This window comes from Sphingomonas sp. Leaf33 (assembly GCF_001421785.1).
In the GTDB taxonomy this organism is placed as follows: domain Bacteria; phylum Pseudomonadota; class Alphaproteobacteria; order Sphingomonadales; family Sphingomonadaceae; genus Sphingomonas.
In genome coordinates, this window is record NZ_LMLB01000001.1 from 852,792 (window position 1) to 873,627 (window position 20,836).

22 protein-coding genes are annotated in these 20,836 nt (G+C 67.4%); 11 read left to right on the forward strand and 11 right to left on the reverse strand.

The window, feature by feature from the left end; genetic code table 11:
- Positions 1–5 precede the first annotated feature (5 nt).
- Genes ASE86_RS04265 through ASE86_RS04275 form a run of 3 tightly spaced genes read right to left on the reverse strand, consistent with a single transcriptional unit; the run spans position 6 to position 1,536 of the window.
- Entirely contained in the window at positions 6–326 is a 321-nt protein-coding gene (locus tag ASE86_RS04265; protein WP_056422783.1) for a PilZ domain-containing protein, read from the reverse strand.
- Between the two features lie 44 nt (positions 327–370).
- The gene (locus ASE86_RS04270) at positions 371–1,120 is read right to left on the reverse strand and encodes a sulfite exporter TauE/SafE family protein (RefSeq protein WP_056422787.1); all 750 of its coding nucleotides are present in this window, start codon (positions 1,118–1,120) and stop codon (positions 371–373) included.
- Positions 1,117–1,536 (reverse strand): hypothetical protein, encoded by a 420-nt coding sequence (locus tag ASE86_RS04275; protein WP_156347026.1) that lies wholly within the window; start codon positions 1,534–1,536, stop codon positions 1,117–1,119. The genes ASE86_RS04270 and ASE86_RS04275 overlap by 4 nt, the downstream gene beginning before the upstream one ends.
- A gap of 163 nt (positions 1,537–1,699) precedes the next feature.
- Here ASE86_RS04275 and sucC point away from each other — a divergent pair, with 163 nt between their 5' ends.
- The 3 genes from sucC to ASE86_RS04290 all read left to right on the forward strand — a co-directional run bounded on the left by sucC (position 1,700) and on the right by ASE86_RS04290 (position 4,877).
- A complete protein-coding gene (gene sucC / locus ASE86_RS04280; protein ID WP_056422793.1) occupies positions 1,700–2,899 on the forward strand; it encodes an ADP-forming succinate--CoA ligase subunit beta in 1,200 nt (399 codons plus the stop codon).
- Between the two features lie 189 nt (positions 2,900–3,088).
- Complete coding sequence (locus ASE86_RS04285) at positions 3,089–3,838, forward strand: electron transfer flavoprotein subunit beta/FixA family protein (RefSeq protein ID WP_056422796.1); 750 nt, start codon at positions 3,089–3,091, stop codon at positions 3,836–3,838.
- A gap of 109 nt (positions 3,839–3,947) precedes the next feature.
- On the forward strand, positions 3,948–4,877 hold the full coding sequence (locus ASE86_RS04290; RefSeq protein ID WP_056422798.1) for an electron transfer flavoprotein subunit alpha/FixB family protein: 930 nt from the start codon (positions 3,948–3,950) through the stop codon (positions 4,875–4,877).
- A gap of 406 nt (positions 4,878–5,283) precedes the next feature.
- Here the strand turns inward: ASE86_RS04290 and ASE86_RS04295 are convergent, their stop codons facing one another.
- The gene (locus ASE86_RS04295) at positions 5,284–6,177 is read right to left on the reverse strand and encodes a bestrophin family protein (RefSeq protein WP_056422803.1); all 894 of its coding nucleotides are present in this window, start codon (positions 6,175–6,177) and stop codon (positions 5,284–5,286) included.
- A gap of 79 nt (positions 6,178–6,256) precedes the next feature.
- Here ASE86_RS04295 and ASE86_RS04300 point away from each other — a divergent pair, with 79 nt between their 5' ends.
- Genes ASE86_RS04300 through ASE86_RS04310 form a run of 3 tightly spaced genes read left to right on the forward strand, consistent with a single transcriptional unit; the run spans position 6,257 to position 10,023 of the window.
- Positions 6,257–7,831, forward strand: a complete 1,575-nt coding sequence (locus ASE86_RS04300) for a lysine--tRNA ligase (protein WP_056422805.1) — start codon at positions 6,257–6,259, stop codon at positions 7,829–7,831.
- On the forward strand, positions 7,828–9,018 hold the full coding sequence (gene nhaA, locus ASE86_RS04305) for a Na+/H+ antiporter NhaA (RefSeq protein ID WP_056422807.1): 1,191 nt from the start codon (positions 7,828–7,830) through the stop codon (positions 9,016–9,018). The genes ASE86_RS04300 and nhaA overlap by 4 nt, the downstream gene beginning before the upstream one ends.
- 3 nt (positions 9,019–9,021) lie before the next feature.
- Entirely contained in the window at positions 9,022–10,023 is a 1,002-nt protein-coding gene (locus tag ASE86_RS04310; RefSeq protein ID WP_056422811.1) for a histone deacetylase family protein, read from the forward strand.
- Between the two features lie 217 nt (positions 10,024–10,240).
- Here the strand turns inward: ASE86_RS04310 and ASE86_RS04315 are convergent, their stop codons facing one another.
- Positions 10,241–11,470 (reverse strand): dipeptidase, encoded by a 1,230-nt coding sequence (locus ASE86_RS04315; RefSeq protein ID WP_056422816.1) that lies wholly within the window; start codon positions 11,468–11,470, stop codon positions 10,241–10,243.
- 113 nt (positions 11,471–11,583) lie between these two features.
- Between ASE86_RS04315 and ASE86_RS04320 the strand changes: the two genes are divergently transcribed.
- Positions 11,584–14,274 carry an ATP-dependent DNA helicase gene (locus ASE86_RS04320; RefSeq protein WP_056422819.1) on the forward strand — a complete coding sequence of 897 codons (2,691 nt, stop codon included), beginning with the start codon at positions 11,584–11,586 and terminating at the stop codon, positions 14,272–14,274.
- Complete coding sequence (locus ASE86_RS04325; protein ID WP_056422822.1) at positions 14,271–14,813, forward strand: SixA phosphatase family protein; 543 nt, start codon at positions 14,271–14,273, stop codon at positions 14,811–14,813. Before ASE86_RS04320 ends, ASE86_RS04325 begins: the two co-directional genes overlap by 4 nt.
- 14 nt (positions 14,814–14,827) lie before the next feature.
- Here ASE86_RS04325 and ASE86_RS04330 read toward each other — a convergent pair whose 3' ends face one another.
- The 5 genes from ASE86_RS04330 to rpmF all read right to left on the reverse strand — a co-directional run bounded on the left by ASE86_RS04330 (position 14,828) and on the right by rpmF (position 17,798).
- Positions 14,828–15,184, reverse strand: coding sequence for a MerR family transcriptional regulator (locus tag ASE86_RS04330; RefSeq protein WP_056422824.1), 357 nt, complete (start codon positions 15,182–15,184; stop codon positions 14,828–14,830).
- A gap of 8 nt (positions 15,185–15,192) precedes the next feature.
- A complete protein-coding gene (locus tag ASE86_RS04335) occupies positions 15,193–15,492 on the reverse strand; it encodes an integration host factor subunit alpha (protein ID WP_056422826.1) in 300 nt (99 codons plus the stop codon).
- A gap of 101 nt (positions 15,493–15,593) precedes the next feature.
- Positions 15,594–16,556 (reverse strand): beta-ketoacyl-ACP synthase III, encoded by a 963-nt coding sequence (locus ASE86_RS04340; protein ID WP_056422829.1) that lies wholly within the window; start codon positions 16,554–16,556, stop codon positions 15,594–15,596.
- Positions 16,553–17,587 (reverse strand): phosphate acyltransferase PlsX, encoded by a 1,035-nt coding sequence (plsX, locus tag ASE86_RS04345; protein ID WP_056422832.1) that lies wholly within the window; start codon positions 17,585–17,587, stop codon positions 16,553–16,555. The genes ASE86_RS04340 and plsX overlap by 4 nt, the downstream gene beginning before the upstream one ends.
- Before the next feature lie 31 nt (positions 17,588–17,618).
- Positions 17,619–17,798 carry a 50S ribosomal protein L32 gene (gene rpmF, locus ASE86_RS04350; protein WP_056422835.1) on the reverse strand — a complete coding sequence of 60 codons (180 nt, stop codon included), beginning with the start codon at positions 17,796–17,798 and terminating at the stop codon, positions 17,619–17,621.
- Between the two features lie 186 nt (positions 17,799–17,984).
- Here rpmF and ASE86_RS04355 point away from each other — a divergent pair, with 186 nt between their 5' ends.
- A complete protein-coding gene (locus tag ASE86_RS04355) occupies positions 17,985–18,419 on the forward strand; it encodes an MAPEG family protein (RefSeq protein WP_056422837.1) in 435 nt (144 codons plus the stop codon).
- A gap of 114 nt (positions 18,420–18,533) precedes the next feature.
- Here ASE86_RS04355 and ASE86_RS04360 read toward each other — a convergent pair whose 3' ends face one another.
- On the reverse strand, positions 18,534–19,193 hold the full coding sequence (locus ASE86_RS04360; RefSeq protein WP_056426584.1) for an MBL fold metallo-hydrolase: 660 nt from the start codon (positions 19,191–19,193) through the stop codon (positions 18,534–18,536).
- 75 nt (positions 19,194–19,268) lie between these two features.
- On the opposite strand from ASE86_RS04360, the gene ASE86_RS04365 reads away from it, so the two are divergent.
- Entirely contained in the window at positions 19,269–19,532 is a 264-nt protein-coding gene (locus ASE86_RS04365) for a hypothetical protein (RefSeq protein WP_056422843.1), read from the forward strand.
- A gap of 76 nt (positions 19,533–19,608) precedes the next feature.
- A complete protein-coding gene (locus ASE86_RS04370; RefSeq protein ID WP_056422844.1) occupies positions 19,609–20,808 on the forward strand; it encodes a pyridoxal phosphate-dependent aminotransferase in 1,200 nt (399 codons plus the stop codon).
- Positions 20,809–20,836 lie beyond the last annotated feature (28 nt).

Sequence of the window (20,836 nt, forward strand, 5' to 3'; positions counted from 1 at the left end):
CGCGCTCAGGCGCTCAGCAGGCGCGTGATATGGTCGAAGACCGCGGCGTGGAGCGGCTGGTGGAAGGCCGCGCCGATATGCTCGCCGCGCTGCCAGGCGACCTCGGCCTCCAGGCTCTGGAGGCCGGGCAGGCTCAGCCAGATCATCGTGCCGGGCCGGATGGTATGGACGCATTCGGCCTTGAACCCGGTCCGCGACAGGTCGAGCACGCGGATCTTGTAGCGCGAACCCGATCGGTCGCGCGCCTTCGCATCCACGCCGACCTGATGCCTTGCGGTCGTGCGGCTGTCCTGGGCGCTGGGCGGCGTGTAGGCGTAGGGCGTCATTAGGACTCGACCCTGCCACGCCGCTGGTTGACGCTTCGCTAACGTCAGGCGACTGCGTCCCACACCAGTTTCGTGCCCACGACGATCATCAGGACGTAGATCGCGCGGTAGAAGCGCTCCGCGGGTACGCGTCGGACCAGCCAGACCCCCGCCGTGGTCGAGGCGATGGCGACCGGCAGCAGCAGCGCGGCGACGGTCAGGTTGGCGCGGGTAAACTGGCCAAGCGCGAGATACGCCGGCACCTTCACCCAATTGACGACCGCGAAAAAGATGGCGGTGGTGCCGACCAGCACGTCGCGCGGCAGGCGCCGGGGCAGCACCCAGAGCTGATAGGGCGGCTGGCCGGCATGGGCGATCTGGCTGGTGAAGCCCGATGCGACACCGAACAGCGTGCCGACCCAACCCGGGGACCCGCCTGCGCCGGTCGGCGCGCCGTTGCGCTCCACCCATAGTCGATACGCGCCGAACAGGATGGATATTGCCCCCACCAGTCCCAGCACGGCGTCCGTCGATACCGATGCGGCGAACAGATAGCCGAGCGCGATGCCGACGAACGCGCCGGGCAGCATCCAGCCAAGTACCTGGCCGTCCCAGTCGCGGCGGAACGCCCAGACGCCGACGATGTCCTGCACGATCAGGATCGGTAACAGGACTGCCGCTGCACGCACCGGCGACACCGTCATCGCGACCATCGGCAGCGACAGCGCGCCCATGCCGGAAAACCCGCCCTTGGCGAGGCCCAGCAGGACGACTGCCACCACTGCGACGGCCCAGAACGCAGGCGTTTCGATCACCGATCGGCCAGCCGCGCGAGGTGGCCGCCGATCCGGACCAGCGCGAGCACCCCCGCCGCGGCAAAGGCGGCGAGTGCAATGACGGCGTAGGTCAGCGCCTTCAGCCAGCGTGCGACCTCTGCGTCGCGCTGGGCGAGAATGCGCTCGACGGTCGCTGTCGCTGATCGTGCGGATGCAGCGTCCGACGACTCGGTTTCTTGCCTGACGGTCGGGGGTGCCGGCGGGGCGTCGGGCCCGGGGGCGTCCTGCGTCGCGACCTGTCCTGGAAAAGCATCGCCGATCGGCGAATTCGATACGCTCGCCAGAGATCCGATCAGCGCCAGCGTCGCAAGCGCGGCCAGGACCAGCATCGTCGTCCGCGCGATCCAGTCGACGATCGTCATGCCGCCGGCTTGCTCAGGCGGCGCGCGGTGCATTTCTGCGCTCCGGCGCAGGGTTTCATTCGGGACATCCTGCACTCGATATTGCGATGCGTTTTCATTAGCGCCATTCGCCCCGCAAATGCGGGGTGGATTCACCTGCGCGCCTGTGCGAAAGGGCCGTTGAATTTTCAACGTCTAGCACAAGGCGAGGCCGCCCATGAACATCCATGAGTATCAGGCGAAGGAATTGCTGGCGAAGTTCGGCGTTCCCGTTCCCGCAGGCTTCGCCGCGCTGACTGTCGATGAGGCGGTCGAAGCGTCGAAGAAGCTGCCCGGGCCGCTGTACGTCGTAAAGGCGCAGATTCACGCCGGCGGCCGCGGCAAGGGCAAGTTCAAGGAACTGGGCCCGGATGCCAAGGGTGGCGTCCGCCTGGCCAAGACCGAGGACGAGGTCCGCGCGGCGGCCACCGACATGCTCGGCAACACGCTGGTGACGATCCAGACCGGTGATGCCGGCAAGCAGGTCAACCGCCTGTACGTGACCGACGGCGTCGACATCGCCAAGGAATTCTACCTCGCGCTGCTCGTCAACCGCGCGACCGGCCGCGTCTCGATGGTCGCCTCGACCGAAGGCGGCATGGACATCGAGACGGTGGCGCACGACACGCCCGAGAAGATTCACTCGATCGACATCGACACCGCGACCGGCTTCATGCCGCACCACGGCCGCGCCGTTGCCGCCGCGCTGGAGCTGACCGGCGATCTCGCCAAGCAGGCCGCCAACGTAGCGTCGAAGCTGTACGACGCGTTTCTCGGCACCGATGCCGAGCAGATCGAGATCAACCCGCTTGCGGTGACCGACGACGGCAAGCTGATGGTGCTCGACGCCAAAGTCGGCTTCGACGGCAATGCGATGTTCCGTCACAAGGACCTGATGGAACTGCGCGACGAGACCGAGGAGGACCCGGCCGAGCTGGAAGCGTCGAAGTACGATCTCGCCTACATCAAGCTCGACGGCGACATCGGCTGCATGGTCAATGGCGCGGGCCTTGCCATGGCGACGATGGACATCATCAAGCTGAACGGCATGTTCCCGGCCAACTTCCTCGACGTCGGCGGTGGCGCGAACAAGGAAAAGGTGACCGCGGCGTTCAAGATCATCCTCGCCGATCCCAACGTGAAGGGCATCCTCGTCAACATCTTCGGCGGGATCATGAAGTGCGACATCATCGCCGAGGGCATCGTCGCGGCGGCGAAGGAAGTGAACCTGTCGGTCCCGCTGGTCGTCCGCCTGGAAGGCACCAATGTCGAGAAGGGCAAGGAAATCCTGTCCAACTCCGGCCTGGCGATCGTGCCGGCGAACGACCTGGGCGATGCGGCGAAGAAGATCGTCGCCGAGGTCAAGAAGGTCGCCTGAGCCGCCTCAGGCAACCGAAGCTACAGGCTTTCGTTGGAGGCTCGGGCGGTGACGTCCGGGCCTCTTTTCGTTCGGGCGCGGACGCATGTGATTTTCCGTACCGGACTTGCGAAAGTGCCGCCAAATGGCCAGAAAGGCCACCGTACCGCGTGCTGAAAAGCCGTGACTGTTTTAGGAAAGGACCTGGCCATGAAGATATTGGTGCCGGTCAAGCGCGTGCTTGATTACAATGTGAAGCCCCGCGTGAAGGCCGACGGCAGCGGGGTCGACCTCGCCAACGTCAAGATGAGCATGAACCCGTTCGACGAGATCGCGGTCGAGGAAGCCATCCGCCTGAAGGAAAAGGGCGTAGCGACCGAAGTCGTCGCGGTGTCGATCGGTGAGCAGAAGGCGCAGGAAACGCTGCGCACGGCACTCGCCATGGGTGCCGACCGCGCGATCCTGATAACGTCGGACGAAAAGGTCGAGCCGCTGGGCGTCGCCAAGCTGCTGAAGGCGATCTGCGACGATGAACAGCCTTCGCTGGTCATTCTCGGCAAGCAGGCGATCGACGACGACAACAACCAGACGGGCCAGATGCTCGCCGCGCTGACCGGCTGGGGCCAGGGCACCTTCGCATCGAAGGTCGAGATCTCGGACGGCAAGGTCGCGGTGACGCGTGAAGTCGATGGCGGATCGGAGACGGATACGCTGACGCTGCCGGCGGTCGTCACCACCGACCTGCGCCTCAACGAACCGCGCTACGCTTCGCTGCCGAACATCATGAAGGCCAAGTCGAAGCCGCTCGTGCAGAAGACTGCGGCCGACTACGGCGTCGATGTCGCCCCACGCCTGACCACGCTGAAGGTCGAGGAACCGGCCAAGCGCCAGGCGGGCGTGAAGGTCGCCGATGTCGATGAACTCGTGTCGAAGCTCAAGACGCTCGGCATCGCCAAATAGTCAAACCTCCGTTCGCTCTGAGCTTGTCGAAGGGGTGTACTTTTCTTCGTACGAAAGAAGGGCAGGGCTTCGACAAGCTCAGCCCGAACGGATTGAGAGGACAGGTTTTATGAAAACCCTCGTTTGGGTCGAACACGACGGCCAGGCCGTCAAGGACGCCACGCTCGCCACGGTGACCGCGGCTGCAAAGCTGGGTGAAGTTCATCTGCTGGTCGCAGGACAGGGCGTCGACGGCGTCGCTGCCGAAGCGGCGAAGATCGCCGGCGTCGGCAAGGTCCATGTCGCCGACGACGCGGCCTATGCCCATGCTCTGGCAGAGAATGTCGCGCCGCTCGTCAAATCGCTGATGGACGGCCACGACGCCTTCGTCGCGCCGGCCACCAGCCACGGCAAGAACATCGCGCCGCGCGTCGCCGCATTGCTCGACGTGATGCAGGTCAGCGATATCTTGTCGGTCGAGGGGCCAGACACGTTCACGCGTCCGATCTATGCCGGCAACGCGATCGCGACCGTGCAGACGAGGGACGCCAAGCTGGTCCTGACCGTGCGCGGCACCGCGTTCGAAAAGGCCGCAGCCGAGGGCGGTTCGGCGGAGATCGAGGCGGTATCGGGTCCCGGCGACGCCGGCGTGTCGACCTTCTCGGGCTCCGAGATCGCGAAGCTCGAGCGTCCGGAACTGACCAGTGCGAAGGTGATCGTCTCTGGCGGTCGCGCGCTGGGGTCGGGCGAGAAGTTCGTCGAGCTGATCGAGCCGCTGGCCGACAAGCTGGGTGCCGCTGTCGGCGCATCGCGCGCCGCGGTCGATGCGGGCTATGTCCCCAACGACTATCAGGTCGGCCAGACCGGCAAGATCGTCGCGCCGGAAGTGTATATCGCAGTCGGCATTTCGGGCGCCATCCAGCATCTGGCCGGCATGAAGGATTCGAAAGTCATCGTCGCGATCAACAAGGACGAGGATGCGCCGATCTTCCAGGTTGCGGATGTCGGGCTGGTCGGTGACCTGTTCAAGGTCGTGCCGGAGTTGACAGCGAAGCTTTGACGCGCAGCTGAAGGCGGACGCCGGTGCCGCAGCAGCGTAGCTGCCCGCGGCATCAGCAAGCACGGCCGGCGGCGCTAAAGCGCCGTTCGACGACGCGGGATTTATTCCCGCGTCGCGGTTCGCGGATAACGCGGGGGACCTGAATTCCCCTGTCGGTCGCGCCTCGTGCACGCACCTGGGTCATTACCGCGAAGGCGGGGATCCATCTCCCGCGCTGGCCTTGCGGACCGTCCGGGAGATGGATCCCCGCCTTCGCGGGGACGACGGGGCATCTATAATGCTTGTCGCTATGGCCGCGTGGATTCCCGCCGTCATCGGGACGGCGGGCAAAGCCTCTCATTCAGTGAAACACAGGGGGGTAAGCTTTCACCCTCGCGCAGACGGCGCTCAAGCAGCAATCACCCCCTCACCACAACACGTCCCGATCCGGCTGCATCGGCCCCGGGGCCTTGTCGCCGATCGCCTGCAACAGGTCGATCTCGATCGTCCGGCACATCGCGTCGAGCGGCAGGTCGTGGATGGTATTGGCGAACGGGTCGGTCAGGTCGTCGCCGACCTGAAGGACCGCCAGGAACATCAGCCCCGCCAGCGTCGACCCCACCGGCGTTGCCCACCCCAGCGTCTCGACCAGCCCGATCGGCAGGACGAGGCAGAAGAGACGGGTGAACAGGTTCGGGAAGAAGCGATACTGGTTGGGCAGGGGCGTGTTCTTGATCCGCTCCATGCCGCCCTGTGCGTTGATGATGTCGGTCAGCGTGCGTTCGAGCTGGCTGTGCAGGATCGTGTCGAGGTGCCCCTCACGCCGCGCCTTGGCGATGCGGCCGGCGGTGCCGTCGACGATGCCGTTGGCGATATTGGTGCGGCTGAACGGCCCGACCGCCTCCTCCGGCGACAGGAACCGCAGCACGTCGGGTCTCGGGTCGATCCGCCGCAGCTGGCAGCGCAGCGCGTGGACGTAGGCGATGTGTCGCAGCACGATGGTGCGCTTCAGATCCCACAGCTTGCCCTCGGTGGTGTAGGGCATGAAGGTGATGACCTCACGCGCCAGGCTGCGCGAGGAGTTGATCATGGCCCCCCACAGGATCCGCCCTTCCCACCAGCGCTGATAGGCGGAGTTTTCCCGGAAGCCGAGGAACAGCGCCAATGCCGTGCCGAACAACGTCAGCGGCAGCGAAGGGGCCTTGTTCGGGGTGAGAAGATAGAAGGCGGTCACCACCACGTCCCAGACGAACAGGACGAGCAGCGGCTTCCAGACTTCCGCGATGATGCGAGAGACGCGGGGTGTGGCGGTGATAATCATCGCGGGCGCGACGCATGACCTGGATCAAGGTTGCATCGCGGCATGGAATTTTTTTGCGGCCCCCTGTAGGGGCGGCGCGATGACCGACGAACTCCGCTCCACCGCTCTGGAATCCAAGGCCTGGCCGTATGAGGAGGCGCGCAAGCTGCTGAAGCGCTATCCGGACGGCAAGCCCGGCAGCGCGCCCATTATCTTCGAAACCGGCTATGGTCCCTCGGGCCTGCCGCACATCGGCACGTTCAACGAAGTGCTGCGCACGACGATGGTCCGTAACGCGTTCCATGCGCTGTCCGACCAGCCGACGAAGCTGATCGCGTTCAGCGACGACATGGACGGCCTGCGCAAGGTGCCGGACAATGTGCCGAACCGCGAGATGCTCAGCCGTCATCTGGGCAAGCCGCTGACGCAGGTGCCCGATCCGTTCGAAAAGTTTGACAGCTTCGCCGCGCACAACAATGCGATGCTGCGCCAATTCCTCGACCGCTTCGGCTTCGAATATGAATTCGCGTCATCGACCGACTATTACGCCGGCGGCCGGTTCGACGACGCGCTGCGCGGCGTGCTGCGGCACTATGACGCGATCCAGGGCGTGATGCTGCCGACGCTGCGCGAGGAGCGTCGCGCGACCTATTCGCCGGTCCTGCCGATCAGCCCGACGACCGGCGTCGTGTTGCAGGTGCCGGTCGAGGTGATCGACGCGGACGCCGGCACGATCGCCTTTGTCGACGAGAGCGGTGAACGGATCGTCCAGTCGGCGCTTGGCGGCCGCGCCAAGCTGCAATGGAAGGTCGACTGGGCAATGCGCTGGGTCGCGCTCGGCGTCGATTTCGAGATGTACGGCAAGGATCTGATCGATTCGGGCATCCAGTCGTCGAAGATCGCCCGCATCCTGGGCGGCCGCCCGCCCGAGGGCTTCGTCTACGAGATGTTCCTGGATGAAAAGGGCGAGAAGATCTCCAAGTCCAAGGGCAATGGCCTGAGCCTCGAGCAATGGCTGACCTATGGCCCGGACGAGAGCCTGGCGTTCTACGCCTATCGCGAGCCGAAAAAGGCCAAGCAGCTGCACATGGGCGTCATCCCGCGCGCGGTCGATGAATATTGGCAATTTCGCGGGAATTACGCAGGCCAGGAACTGAAGCAGCAGCTCGGTAACCCGGTGCATCATATCCACGACGGCAAGTTGCCGGACGGCGAGTTGCCGGTGACGTTCGGCCTGCTGCTCAATCTGGTCGGCGTGATGGGCGAGGCGACCAAGGAGCAGGTCTGGGGCTATCTGGGCAATTACGTCCCCGATGCGACGCCCGAGACGCATCCCGACCTCGACCGGCTGATCGGCTATGCACTGGCCTACGCCCGCGACTTCGTGGCCCCGACGCTCGTCCGCCGCGCGCCCGAAGGTGTCGAGGTGAACGCGCTTCAGCGGCTCGATGCCGAACTCGCCGCGCTGCCCGAGGATGCACCGGCCGAGGACATCCAGAACATCGTGTACGAGATCGGCAAGACCGGCGGCTTCGCCGAACTGCGCGACTGGTTCCGGGCGCTGTACGAAACGCTGCTCGGCTCGGCGCAAGGCCCGCGGATGGGCAGTTTCATCAAGCTGTACGGCATCGCCAATTCGCGGCGGCTGATCGCGGACGCGCTGGCAAAGGCATGACGCGACGCGGCCCGCATTCCGCTCTGCGCGATTTCCTGCACAGCGAGGCGGCGGGCGGCATCGTCCTGATCGTGGCGTCGCTGCTGGCGATGGTCGTCGCCAACCTGCAGTCGACCGGCGACAGCTATGCTGCGATGCTGCACATGCGTGCCGGGCCGGTGCTGAACGACCATCTGGGGCCGATGACGATCCATCTGTGGATCAACGACGGCCTGATGGCGATCTTCTTCTTCCTGGTCGGGCTGGAGATCAAGCGTGAGGTCGTCGACGGCGGCCTGACCAAGCCCGAACGACGGCGGCTGCCGGTCGTCGCGGCGCTGGCCGGCATGGCGGTCCCGGCGCTCGTCTACCTGTCGATCACGTCGGGAATGCCGGGGTTGCAACGCGGCTGGGCGATCCCGGCGGCGACCGACATCGCCTTTGCGATCGGCGTGCTGGCGCTGCTCGGCGACCGCGTGCCGACGTCGCTGAAGCTGTTCCTGACCACGGTCGCGATTGTCGACGACATGGGGGCGGTCGCAATCATCGCGCTGGCCTATACCGATCATATCGCGGTCGCGGCTCTGGCCGGGGCGGCGGTAGTGGCGGCCGGGCTCTACGCGCTCAACAGGCGCGGCGAGCGGCGGCCGGGGATCTATCTCGCAGGGTTCGCGCTGTTGTGGCTGTTGACCCTGATGTCGGGCGTTCATGCGACGATCGCCGGCGTGGTTGCGGCGCTGGCCGTACCGGTCAAGCCGACGCCGGCGGCGCCCGATGCGGCCGATTCGACGCTGCACCGGCTGGAGCACGCGCTGCACCCGCTGGTCGCCTTCGCCATCGTGCCGCTGTTCGGCTTCGCCAATGCCGGCGTGTCGCTCGACGGGATCGGATGGGCGGCGCTGGGCGAGCCGCTGGTGCTGGGCATCGCGCTCGGCCTGTTCATCGGCAAGCAGGCGGGGATTTTCGGCGGCGTGTGGCTGGCCGATCGGTTGGGTATCGCCGAGCGCCCCAAGGGCGTCTCGTGGTTGCAACTCTACGGCGTCGCGCTGGTCGCGGGCATCGGTTTCACCATGAGCCTGTTCATCGGCGGGCTGGCGTTTCCCGGCAACCCGATGCTGGAGGCGGGCGTAAAGATCGGGGTGTTGGGCGGCTCCATCCTGTCGGCGATCGCCGGCTTTACCGTGCTGCGACTGGCGGCGCGGCGCTGATCGATGCGGCTGTTCTTCGATTCACGCCAGCGTCTCCACGCCCCGGCGCGCGAATTTCACAACGGCGGCTGGACGCCGTATGCCGAAGTGCCCGAGCGGGTCGTCGCGATCCTGGCGGCGCTCGGACCGGTGGAGGCGCCGGCAGACACGGGCGAGGCGCCGATATTGCGCGTCCATGATGCCGGATACGTCGATTTCCTGAAGAGCGCGTACGACCGCTGGGTCGCGGCGGGGCGGGACGGGGACGTGATCGCCTATGCCTGGCCGGTCGTCCGACGGCGCGACGTGCGGTTGGAGCGGATCGATGCGCTCGCCGGACGCTATACGATGGATGCGGTGACGCCGCTGACCGCGGATACCTGGGCCTCGGCTTATTGGAACGCGCAGACCGCGCTGGCGGCGACGCGGGCGGTGCTGGACGGGGACAAGGCCTTTGCGCTGTGCCGGCCGCCGGGGCATCATGCAGGGGCGGATTACGCGGGTGGCTACTGTCATCTCAACACCGCCGCGATCGCGGCGCAGGCCGCGCGCGATGCCGGTTGCGCGCGGGTCGCGATCCTCGACATCGACTATCACCACGGCAACGGGACGCAGGATATCTTCTGGGACCGTGGCGACGTCTTCTACGCCTCGCTCCACGCCGATCCGGCGACGGATTTCCCGTTCTACTGGGGCCACGCCGATGAGGTCGGCGAAGGCGCCGGCGTGGGTACGACGCTGAACCTGCCGCTGCCGCAAGGTACGCGGCTGGAGGGCTTTCGCGCCGCACAGGGCCAGGCGCTGGACGCCATCGCGCGGTTCGCGCCGGACCTGCTGATCGTCAGCTATGGGGCCGATACGTGGGAGGGCGATCCGATCAGCAAGTTCGTGCTGACGACCTGCGATTACGCCGTGCTGGCGCGCGATATCGCCGGATGCGGGTGGCCGACGGTGACGCTGATGGAGGGCGGCTATGCGGTCGACGCACTGGGCGCGAATGTCGCGAGTTTCTTGAGCGGACTGTAACCACACGCTTTAAACCGTTCGTGCTGAGCTTGTCGAAGCACCGTCCTTCGTGTCGCAAGCAGTACGCGCGCCTATCGCAGAACGGCCCTTCGACAAGCTCAGGGCGAACGGAGAATAGTTTTGCCCGCCGCGGCAAAGCCGCGTCGTCGGACGGGCTGAGCCCGCCGGCCGGCCTTGCGCGAGTCCCAGCGCGGTGTGCGCTTGGCCGCGCGGCGGCTTAGTCCGGCTCGGTCGCATCGATCGGCGGCTGGCCCTTCATCGACGCCGAAACCGCCTCGGCCCGCGCCATCACGCGCAGGATATTGCCAGAGGTGAGGCCGGCAAGCTCCGTATCGCTCCACCCGCGCCGCGCCAGGTCGGCCAGCACCAGTGGATAGCCGTCGACGCCGGTCATCCCCTCCGGCCCGGTCCCGCCGATGCCGTCATAGTCGCCGCCGAAGCCGACGCTGCCCTTGCCCGCGACCTTGGCGACATGCTCGATATGATCGGCGACGGTCGCGGCATCGACCCGCGGCATCGGGTGGCTGCGATCCCATTCGACAAGCGGCGCGGGTGACTTTGCGCCATAGGCATCCGCCGGCACGCCGACCGACCTGGCGTAGTCCGAGCGCGCGCGGTCCCAGTCGGCCCAGGCCTTTGACAGAAAGGCGGGGTAGAAGTTCACCATCACAACCCCGCCGTTCGCGGCGATCCGCTGCAACAGGTCGTCGGGAATGTTGCGCGGCCGGTCGGCCAGCGCGCGAGCCGAGGAGTGCGACGCGATCACCGGCGCCTTGGTGACATCCAGCGCCGCCGCCATCGTCGCGTCGGATACGTGGCTGACATCGACCAGCATGCCGATGCGGTTCATCTCCATCACCACCTTGCGCCCGAAGTCGCTAAGGCCATTGGCGCGCGGCGCATCGGTTGCGCTGTCCGCCCAGTCCAGGCTCTTGCCATGCGTCAGCGTCATGTAGCCGACACCCAGTTCGCGCATCTGGCGCAGCACCGACAGCCGCCCGTCGATCTGGTGCCCGCCCTCGATCCCGATCAGCGAGGCGACGCGGCCGGCCTTCATCGCGGCGCGCACGTCGTCGGCGGTCTTCGCCATGCGGAACGCCTGGGGGTTGGCGGCGACGAAGCGGCGGGCGATGTCGATCTGCTCGATCGTCATCTCGACAGCGCGGGGGCCAGTGGTGCTGGCGGGGATATAGACCGACCAGAACTGCCCGCCGACCCCGCCGCGCTTCAGCCGGGGGATGTCGGTCTGAAGCGGGTAGGGCAGGGCGGCGGTGTCGCGCGTCAGGTCGACGTTCTCGACCTTTGCCTCGTGTCGCTCGCGGATTTCCCACGGCAAGTCGTTGTGCCCGTCGAGTACCGGTGCCTGCCGCAGCACGCGCTGGACGCGCGCAGTGATCGCGAGATCGCTGCCCTGCGGGGCGGCGAGGAGGAGGGCGAGGAGGATCATGGGCGGCTCCGGCTGTGTTTGGCATCGGTGATAGCGCGCGATGGCGGCGGGACACACGAGAATTTCGGGCCGCGAGCGTTTCCATTTCGTTCCGACGGCCGTAAACCGCGGTCATGCTCCCGCACCCCGCCCTCCACGCCAGCCACGGCGGCATCTGGATCGCCGATGGCGATGGGTGTCGGGAGGTCGGGCGCGGCGAAGCGATCCGGATTGCGGCGGATACGCCGGTCATCCTGCTCGGTGCGTCGATCGCGGGGCAGCGTCTGGGCTATGCCGACCTGTCGGGGCTCGACCTGCTCGAGCTGTTCGCCTTTCTCTACCCTGCGCGCTTTGTGGTGCCGACGCCGAAGGGCCTGGCCGCGGCGCTTGGCCTTACGCCACCGGCGAGCGACGATGCCGTCGCACCGTTCCTGCGCGAAGCGGCGGCAGCGATGCTCGCGACTCTGGAGGGCGACTGGCCCGAGCGGGAAGGCGCCTGGACCGCGGCGCAGACGTTGTTCCGCCTGCGCTGGCCGTGGGGTCCGCAGGTCACCGCGCGGCTTGCCAAGCCCCAGGGTGGCGAGCGCTGGCTGTTTTCCCGCCTGCCCGAATGGGAGGAGGGGCCGCCACGCGCCGCTCCACGCACCGTCACGCTCGACGATGCGGCGGTCGCCGATCGTCTCGCTCGGCTGACCGGCAGTACGGCCGAGCGGCGCGAGGGGCAGCGCCACTTCGCCGCCACCGCCGCGCAGGCGTTCGCGCCGCGGCGGATGCGCGACACGCCCAATCTGGTGCTGGCCGAGGCGGGCACGGGGATCGGCAAGACGCTCGGCTATCTCGCGCCGGCGTCGTTGTGGACCGAGGCGGCGGATGGCGCGGTGTGGGTGTCGACCTTTACCAAGGCGCTGCAACGCCAGCTGGGGCACGAGACCGCGCGGCTGTATCCCGACCCGGCCGAGCGCCGCGCCCGTGTCGTCACGCGCAAGGGACGCGAGAACTACCTGTGCCTGCTGAACCTGGAGGATGCGCTGCAAGGCGGGTTTCAGGGCCGCGCGGCGATCCTGGCGCAGCTGGTTGCGCGCTGGGCGGCGTATAGCGCGGACGGCGACATGGTCGGCGGCGACCTGCCCGGCTGGCTGCCGACATTGTTCCGTCGCAACGGATCGACCGCGCTGACCGATCGCCGCGGCGAGTGTATCTACGCCGGCTGCCCGCACTACCGGAAATGCTTCATCGAACGCGCCGCGCGCGCGTCGGCCAATGCGAACATCGTCATCGCCAACCACGCGCTGGTGATGGTCAACGCCGCGCGCGGGCGCGAGACGGCAACGCGCCCCACCCGCTATGTCTTCGACGAAGGCCATCATCTGTTCGAGGCGGCCGATTCGATGTTCGCCGCAGCCCTGACCGGGGCGGAGGCGATCGAGATTCGCCGCTGGGTCACCGGTCCCGAGGGCACGTCGCGCGGCCGCCGCCGGGGCCTTGCCGCGCGGTTAAGTGACGTCGCCAGCTATGACGAGGAGGGCGGTCGCGCGATCACGCAAGCGGTCGAGGCCGCGCGCGCGCTGCCGTCCGACGGCTGGCTCGCGCGGTTGCAGGAGGGCGCCCCGTTCGGACCCGTCGAGGCGCTGCTCGGTGCCGTGCGCGGCCTGGTCTACGCGCGTGCCGCCAAGGACGACGATGCCGGCTATGCGCTGGAAACCGAACTGGCCGAGCCCGACCCCGCGCTGGTCGATGCCGCCGGCCCCGCGGCCGTCGCGCTCGATGCGCTGATGCGACCGCTGGTGACGCTCGGCCGGCGGCTGGAAGCGGTGCTGGCCGAAGCCCCCGACTGGATGGACGGCCCGGCGCGGGCGCGGATCGAAGGCGCGATCGCCTCGCTCGGGTGGCGCGCGGAGACGGTCGGCGCATGGTTGGCGCTGATCGCGCGGGTCGGTGGACCGGCCGACCCCGACTTCGTCGACTGGCTGGCGGTCGACCGGGCGGAGGGGCGCGAGTGGGACGTAGGGCTACACCGCCACTGGCTCGACCCGTCGCGACCGTTCGCCGACACGGTGCTGAAACAGGCTCATGGCGCGGTCATTACCTCGGCGACGCTGCGCGCAGGCGGCGACTGGGACGTCGCGGACGCACGCAGTGGCGCGGTGCACCTGGAGGGCGCGCCCATCCACTTCGCGGCCCAGAGCCCGTTCGATTACGCGTCGCGCGCCGAAGTGCTGATCGTCACCGACGTGAAGCGCGGCGATCTGTCGGGCCTCGCCAATGCCTATGCCCGGCTGATCCTGGCGGCCGGCGGGGGAACGCTGGGGCTGTTCACAGCGATCCGCCGGCTGCGCGGCGTCCATGCCCGCATCGCCGACCGGCTGGCCCGCGAAGGATTGCCGCTGGCCGCGCAGCATGTCGATCCGATCGATACCGGCACGCTGGTCGATATCTTCCGCGACGATCCGCGCGCGTCGCTGCTCGGCACCGATGCACTCAGGGACGGGGTTGACGTTCCCGGCCAGTCGCTGCGGCTGGTGGTGATGGAGGGCGTGCCGTGGCCCAAGCCCAGTGTGCTGCACGCCGCACGCCGCATGGCGGGCGGGGGCAGCGCGTATGACGATCGCATCGTCCGCGCGCGCCTGGCGCAGGCGTTCGGTCGCCTGATCCGCCGGGCCGATGATTCGGGCGCGTTCGTGCTGCTGAGTGCCGCGATGCCGTCGCGCCTGCTCAGCGCCTTCCCCGACGGCACGCCCATCCGCCGAATCACGCTGGATAAAGCGATCGAGCGCGTGCGCGCCCTTTCTTCCGCCGCGCCGATCCGGCACAAGGCGGAAGCATGAAAACGCTGACGCTGCTCCGCCACGCGAAATCGGGATGGGACGATCCCGCGCTTCGTGATTTCGACCGGCCGCTGAACGCGAAGGGCCAGCGCGCCGCGCAGGTCGTCGGTCGCAACCTGAAGACGCTGGGGCTGACGTTCGACCGCGTCGTCGCCTCGCCCGCGGTGCGCGTCGTCGAGACGCTGGACCATGTCGGCCGCGGCTATGGTGCCGCGATCACGCCCGAATGGGACAAGCGCCTGTACCTCGCCTCGGTCGCGTCGCTGATCGACGTGATCCAGGAACAGGCGAACGGGGTCGATCGGCTGCTGCTGGTCGGGCACAACCCGGGGCTGGAGGAACTGGTGCTGACGCTGGTGCCGTTGGCCGGCGACAATCCCGCGCGCGCCGATGTCGAGGAGAAATTTCCGACCGCTAGCGTCGCCGAGCTGCATTTCGCGATCGATCGCTGGGCCGATGCCGGCGCGAACGGCGCTACGCTGGCGCGGTTTGTCCGCCCGCGCGATCTCGATCCGGGGCTGGGCCCGAGCGCCGACTAGAGCCCGGACTGGCTCTAGCTGCGGTGCGGCGCGCTGTCGGCCAGTGCGCGGGTCAGCGTATCGCGGATGGTTGCCAGCGCCGTGGTGCGGGGTCCCGCGGGCGATCCGGCGGGCAGCGCCGATCCCTCGTCCGCCAGCAGTTTCTGGACGCCGCGGATCGTGTATCCTTCGGCCTCGAGTAAGGTCCGGATGCGTCGGACGAGGGCGGCATCCTCCGGCCGGTAATAGCGGCGATTTCCTGCGCGTTGCAGCGGGCGCAGCTGTGGGAAGCGGGTTTCCCAATAGCGCAGGATATGCTGGGCGACGCCGGTGTCGCGCGACACTTCGCCGATCGTGCGAAAAGCCGTCGCTGCCTTGTCCGGCGCGGCCACCGGCGGCGTCAGCTGGCGGCCACGATGCGGTCGCGCATCATCTGGCTGGCGCGGAAGGTCAGGACGCGGCGCGGTGCGATCGGCACTTCGACGCCGGTCTTGGGATTGCGACCGACGCGCTCACCCTTGTCGCGCAGCACGAAGCTGCCGAAGCCGGAAATCTTGACGTTCTCGCCATTGGCCAGCGCATCGCACATATGGCCCAGGATCTGTTCGACGAACTGCGCCGAATCCGCGCGCGACAGACCCACTTCGTGATGCAGCGCTTCAGTCAGATCGGCGCGTGTCAGCGTCCGTGCATCCTGCATGACCTAAATCCCTTTTTCCCGGCCCGACAAGCGACACGCCGTTCTATCACGGTGTTCGCGGAGTGGCAAAAGCCGACGTACCGTAATTGCGTCGGATCGTCTCAGAAGCGGACGACCGCGGCGCCCCAGGTGAAACCGCCGCCCATCGCTTCCAACACGATCAGGTCGCCACGCTGGATGCGGCCGTCGCGCACCGCGGTATCGAGCGCGAGAGGCACCGATGCCGCAGACGTGTTGGCGTGCTGATCGACCGTGACCACGACTTTCTCGGGTGCCAGCCCCAGCTTGCGCGCGGTCGCATCCAGGATGCGGGCATTGGCCTGATGCGGCACCACCCAGTCGACGTCGTCGGTCGACAGACCCGCGGCGGCGAGCGATTCGCCCATTACCGATGCCAGGTTGACGACCGCGTGGCGGAACACTTCGCGACCCTTCATGCGCAGCTTGCCGACCGTCCCGGTGGTGGAGGGACCGCCATCGACGTAGAGCAACTGGTTGTGGCGCCCGTCGGCGTGGAGCTTGGTCGACAGGATACCGCGATCGCCATCCTCTTCGGCCGCCAGCACCATCGCGCCGGCGCCATCGCCGAACAGCACGCAGGTCGTGCGGTCTTCCCAGTCGAGGATGCGGCTGAACGTCTCGGCGCCAATCACCAGCGCGGTACGATGCACGCCCGCGCGGATCATGCTGTCGGCGACCTGTACCGCGTAGAGGAAGCCCGAGCAGACTGCGGCCACGTCGAACGCCACGCAATCGTCGATGCCCAGCGCCGCCTGCACCTTCGTCGCGGTCGCGGGGAACGTCTGGTCGGGGGTCGCGGTCGCCAGCACGATCAGGTCGATGTCCTGCGCGCTGAGGTTCGACGCGGCGATCGCGGCCTTTGCCGCGTCGGTCGCCAGCGTCGCGGTCGTCTCGTCCGGGCCGGCGATGTGGCGGAACCGGATGCCGGTGCGCTCGACGATCCATTCGTCGGTGGTGTCGACTTGCCCCGCCAGTTCGGCGTTCGAAACGCGACGGCCCGGCAGCGCCGCACCAGTGCCCAGGATGACGGAGCGCGTGGTCATGCCGCCACCTGCTCGTCGAAATGCGCGAGATCGTCCTTGATGCGGTTCAGCAGGTCGTCGCGCACCATCTTCGCGGCGACGCCGATCGCGTGCGCGACACCGACTTCGGTCGCGCCGCCGTGGCTCTTCACGACCAGGCCGTTGAGGCCGAGGAAGACCGCGCCGTTATGATTGTTGGGGTCGAGGTGATCGCGCAGCAGCTGCGTCGCGGGTTTCGAGATCAGGAAGCCGATCTTCGAGCGGACCGAACTGCGGAATGCGCGCTTCAGCAGGTCGCCGACGAAGCGCGCGGTGCCCTCCGCGGTCTTGAGCGCGATGTTGCCGGAAAAGCCGTCGCAGACGACGACATCGACGTTGCCGCGCGAAATCCGGTCGCCTTCGATGAAGCCCGAGAACGTCATCGGCAGGTGGGTCGCGGCCTTCAGCGCAGCGGCGGCTTCGCGCACTTCGTCGGTGCCTTTCAGCGCTTCGGTGCCGATGTTGAGAAGCGCGACCCGTGGCGATTCGAGATCGAGCGTGGTGCGCGCCCAGGCCGCGCCCATGACCGCGAACTGCACGAGGTTGCGGGCATCGCACTCGGTGTTGGCACCCAGGTCGAGCATCACCGTATCGGTATCGCCCAGACTCGGCAGCATGGCGGCGAGCGCCGGCCGGTCGATCCCGGGCAGCATCCTGAGCGACAGCTTCGCCATCGCCATCAGCGCGCCGGTATTGCCCGACGAAACGGCCGCCGCGGCACGGCCCTGCTTCACCAGGTCGATCGCGACGCCCATCGACGTCGTCTTGGCGCGACGAATCGCCTGGCTCGGCTTGTCGGCGCCCGAAATGACATCGGGGGCGTGGACGATTTCCGACGCTGCCGTCAGGTTGGGGTGCGCGGCGAGACCCTCGCGGATCTTCGCTTCGTCGCCGACCAGCAGGAAGCGCATGCCGTCGAACCGGCGACGCGCACGCGCGACGCCGGCAAGCATGACCGCAAGCCCCTCGTCGCCGCCCATCGCATCGACCGCGATCCGCGCATCGGGGGACATCGCGCTTACGCTCCTGTCAGGTGAGAGGGCCTCAGCCCTCGACCGAGACGACTTCGCGGCCGTTATAGTGGCCGCAGGCGTTGCACAGGTTGTGCGGACGCTTCAGCTCGCCGCAGTTCGGGCATTCCTGGAACGCTTCGACCGACAGGGCATCGTGCGAGCGGCGCATGCCACGCCGCGACGGCGAGGTCTTTCTCTTGGGGACGGCCATGTCGGCAACCTTCTAAATATCGAATCTGTGATCGGTCTCGGGACAAGCACTACGGCGCTTGGCCCTGACGGAGCAAGCGCAGGTTCTGCCCACGAAGCGAAGGCGCGCCTATAGCGATTTCGTGCACGGTTGCAACCCGAAGCGCTTGCGGTCACGGTGCGGGTATCCGACACAGGGGGACACGATATGCCGATCATCCTGCCAGCGACCCTCGTCACCGCCGCGGCCTGCGCCGTGCTCAGCGTTTGGATGGCGATGCGAATCGGGCAGTTGCGCCGCGCACGCAAGATATGGGTTGGGGACGGGGGCGATCCGGCGATGGTGGCGCGGATGCGGGCGCAGGCGAATTTCGTCGAATACGCGCCCTTCGTGCTGATCCTGCTCGGCCTGCTGGAACTCGCCAAAGGGCCGAGCGTGTGGGCCTGGAGTTATGGCCTGGTCTTCATCATCGCGCGGATCTGCCATGTGTTCGGTATGGACGGGTGGAAGCCCGGGCGGATGGCCGGCGCGATCTTGACCATGATCATCCTGCTGCTGCTGGCCGGTGAATGCGCATGGGTGGCGTTCTCGACGCCCTATGTGACGGCGCCGATGGCCGTCACCCTGCCATCACAAGGCTAACCTTTTAACCGTTCGTGCTGAGCTTGTCGAAGCACCGTTCTTCGATACGCCAGCAATTCCCTTGCGGCACAAAGTACGGTGCTTCGACAAGCTCAGCACGGACGGGAGAGTGTTTTACCGCCCCAGCGCCGCATCCCCAACGAACGGATTGCTTGCCCGTTCGCGACCGAAGCTGCTGACGCCGCCGTGGCCGGGCAGGAAGACGGTGTCATCGCCCAGCGGCCACAGCTTGGTCACGATCGATGTGATCAGCGCCTGCGGGTCGCTCATCGGGAAATCGGTACGCCCGACCGATCCCTGGAAGATGACGTCGCCGACGATCGCCAGCTTCGATGCCGGGTGGTGAAACACGACATGGCCCGGCGTGTGGCCGGGGCAGAGATAGACGTCGAGCGTCAGGTCGCCGACCGTGACCTGCTGCCCGTCATCGAGCCAGCGGTTCGGTTCGAACACTTCTGCCGGCACGCCCCATTGCCGCGAATCGTCGTCCAGCCGCGCGATCCAGAACCGGTCGGCCTCGTGCGGCCCCTCGATCGGGACGCTGAGATCACGCGCCAGTTCGGCGGCGCCCCCGCAATGGTCGAGATGGCCGTGGGTCAGCAGGATCTTTTCGACCGTGACGCCCGCCTGCGCGATGGCGTCCTTGATCCGCGGCAGGTCGCTGCCGGGATCGACCACCGCGGCGCGGTTGGTCGCGGTGCACCAGAACAGCGTGCAGTTCTGCTGGAGGGGCGTGACCGGAATGATGGTCGCCTTGAGCGGGGGCTGGGTCATGGCCGACACTTGGGGCGACAGGGGCGGTGGGTCAACGGGCTTGCCCGCGCTCGCCGCGCGCGCCATGCACGGCGGATGAGCGATGCCGCCCCGCCTGCCGACCGTCCGCGCGACCTGACCGCGACGATGGCGTTCGATCCGTTGGTCGGGCTCGACGCGCTCGACGATCATCTGTCGCGGCTGAAGGCGCAGGCGACTGCACTTGGCTATCCCTTCGATCGTCACGGCGTGCGCAACGAATTGCAGGCGGCGACCTTTCGCCTGCGCGAGGCTGCGCAGGTCGAGCTGTTCGTCGCGCCGAGCGGGGCCATCGCCATCCTGGCGACGCCGAACCGGTAACAAATGTTGCGATTGCGAATGACGGCGCGGCGGGTCTAAGGGGCGTCACCGCCAACCAAGATCGGACCTCCGTCCCATGCAGCCCTCTGCCGCGCTCGGTCGCATCCAGCCCTCCGCCACGCTCGCGATGACCGCCCGCGTGTTCGAGCTGAAGCGCGCCGGTGTCGACGTGATTGGCCTGGGCGCCGGTGAGCCCGATTTCGATACGCCGGACTTCGTGAAAGAGGCCGCGATCCAGGCGATCCGCGACGGCAAGACGAAATACACCAATGTCGACGGCACGCCCGAGCTGAAGGCGGCGATCGTCGCCAAGTTCGCGCGCGACAACAGCCTGACGTACACGCCCGACCAGATCACCGTGAACGTCGGCGGCAAGCACACGCTGTTCAACGCCTTCGTCGCGACGATCGACGCGGGCGACGAAGTGATCGTACCGGCGCCTTATTGGGTCAGCTATCCCGACGTCATCCAGTTCGCGGGCGGCACGCCGGTGTTTGTCGCCGCCGGCGCCGACCAGGGCTACAAGCTGCGCCCCGAACAGCTCGAGGCCGCGATCACGCCGCGCACCAAGTGGGTGGTGCTCAATTCGCCGTCGAACCCGACCGGGGCTGCCTATAGCGAGGCCGAGCTGAAGGCGCTGGGCGACGTGCTGGAGCGCCACCGCCACGTCTGGGTCTTCGCCGACGATATGTACGAACACATCGTCTACGACGGCTTCCGCTTCCGCACGATCGCGGAGGTCTGCCCGGACCTGTACGACCGCACGCTGACCGTTAACGGGTGCTCGAAGGCCTATGCGATGACCGGCTGGCGGATCGGCTTCGCTGGCGGCGCGCGTTGGCTCATCAAGGCCATGGCGAAGCTCCAGTCGCAGTCGACCAGCAATCCCTGCTCGATCGCCCAAGCCGCCGCGGTCGCGGCGCTGACCGGGCCGCAGGATTTCCTGAAAGATCGTGCCGCCGCGTTCCAGACGCGGCGCGACCTGGTCGTCGACCTGCTGAACCAGGCGGAGGGCATCGTCTGCCCCAAGCCGGAAGGCGCCTTCTACGTCTATCCGGACGTGTCGGGGACGATCGGCAAGACCACGCCCAAGGGCAAGCGGATCGAGACCGACGAGGATCTGATCGGCTATTTCCTCGACGACGCGCGCGTGGCCGCGGTGCACGGCGCCGCGTTCGGGCTCAGCCCGGCGATGCGCATCAGCTATGCCACTTCGGAAGACCTGCTGACCGAGGCATGTCGCCGCATCCAGGAGGCGTGCGCGGCCCTACGCTGACCCGCGCGGACTTTAACCTAACACAAAG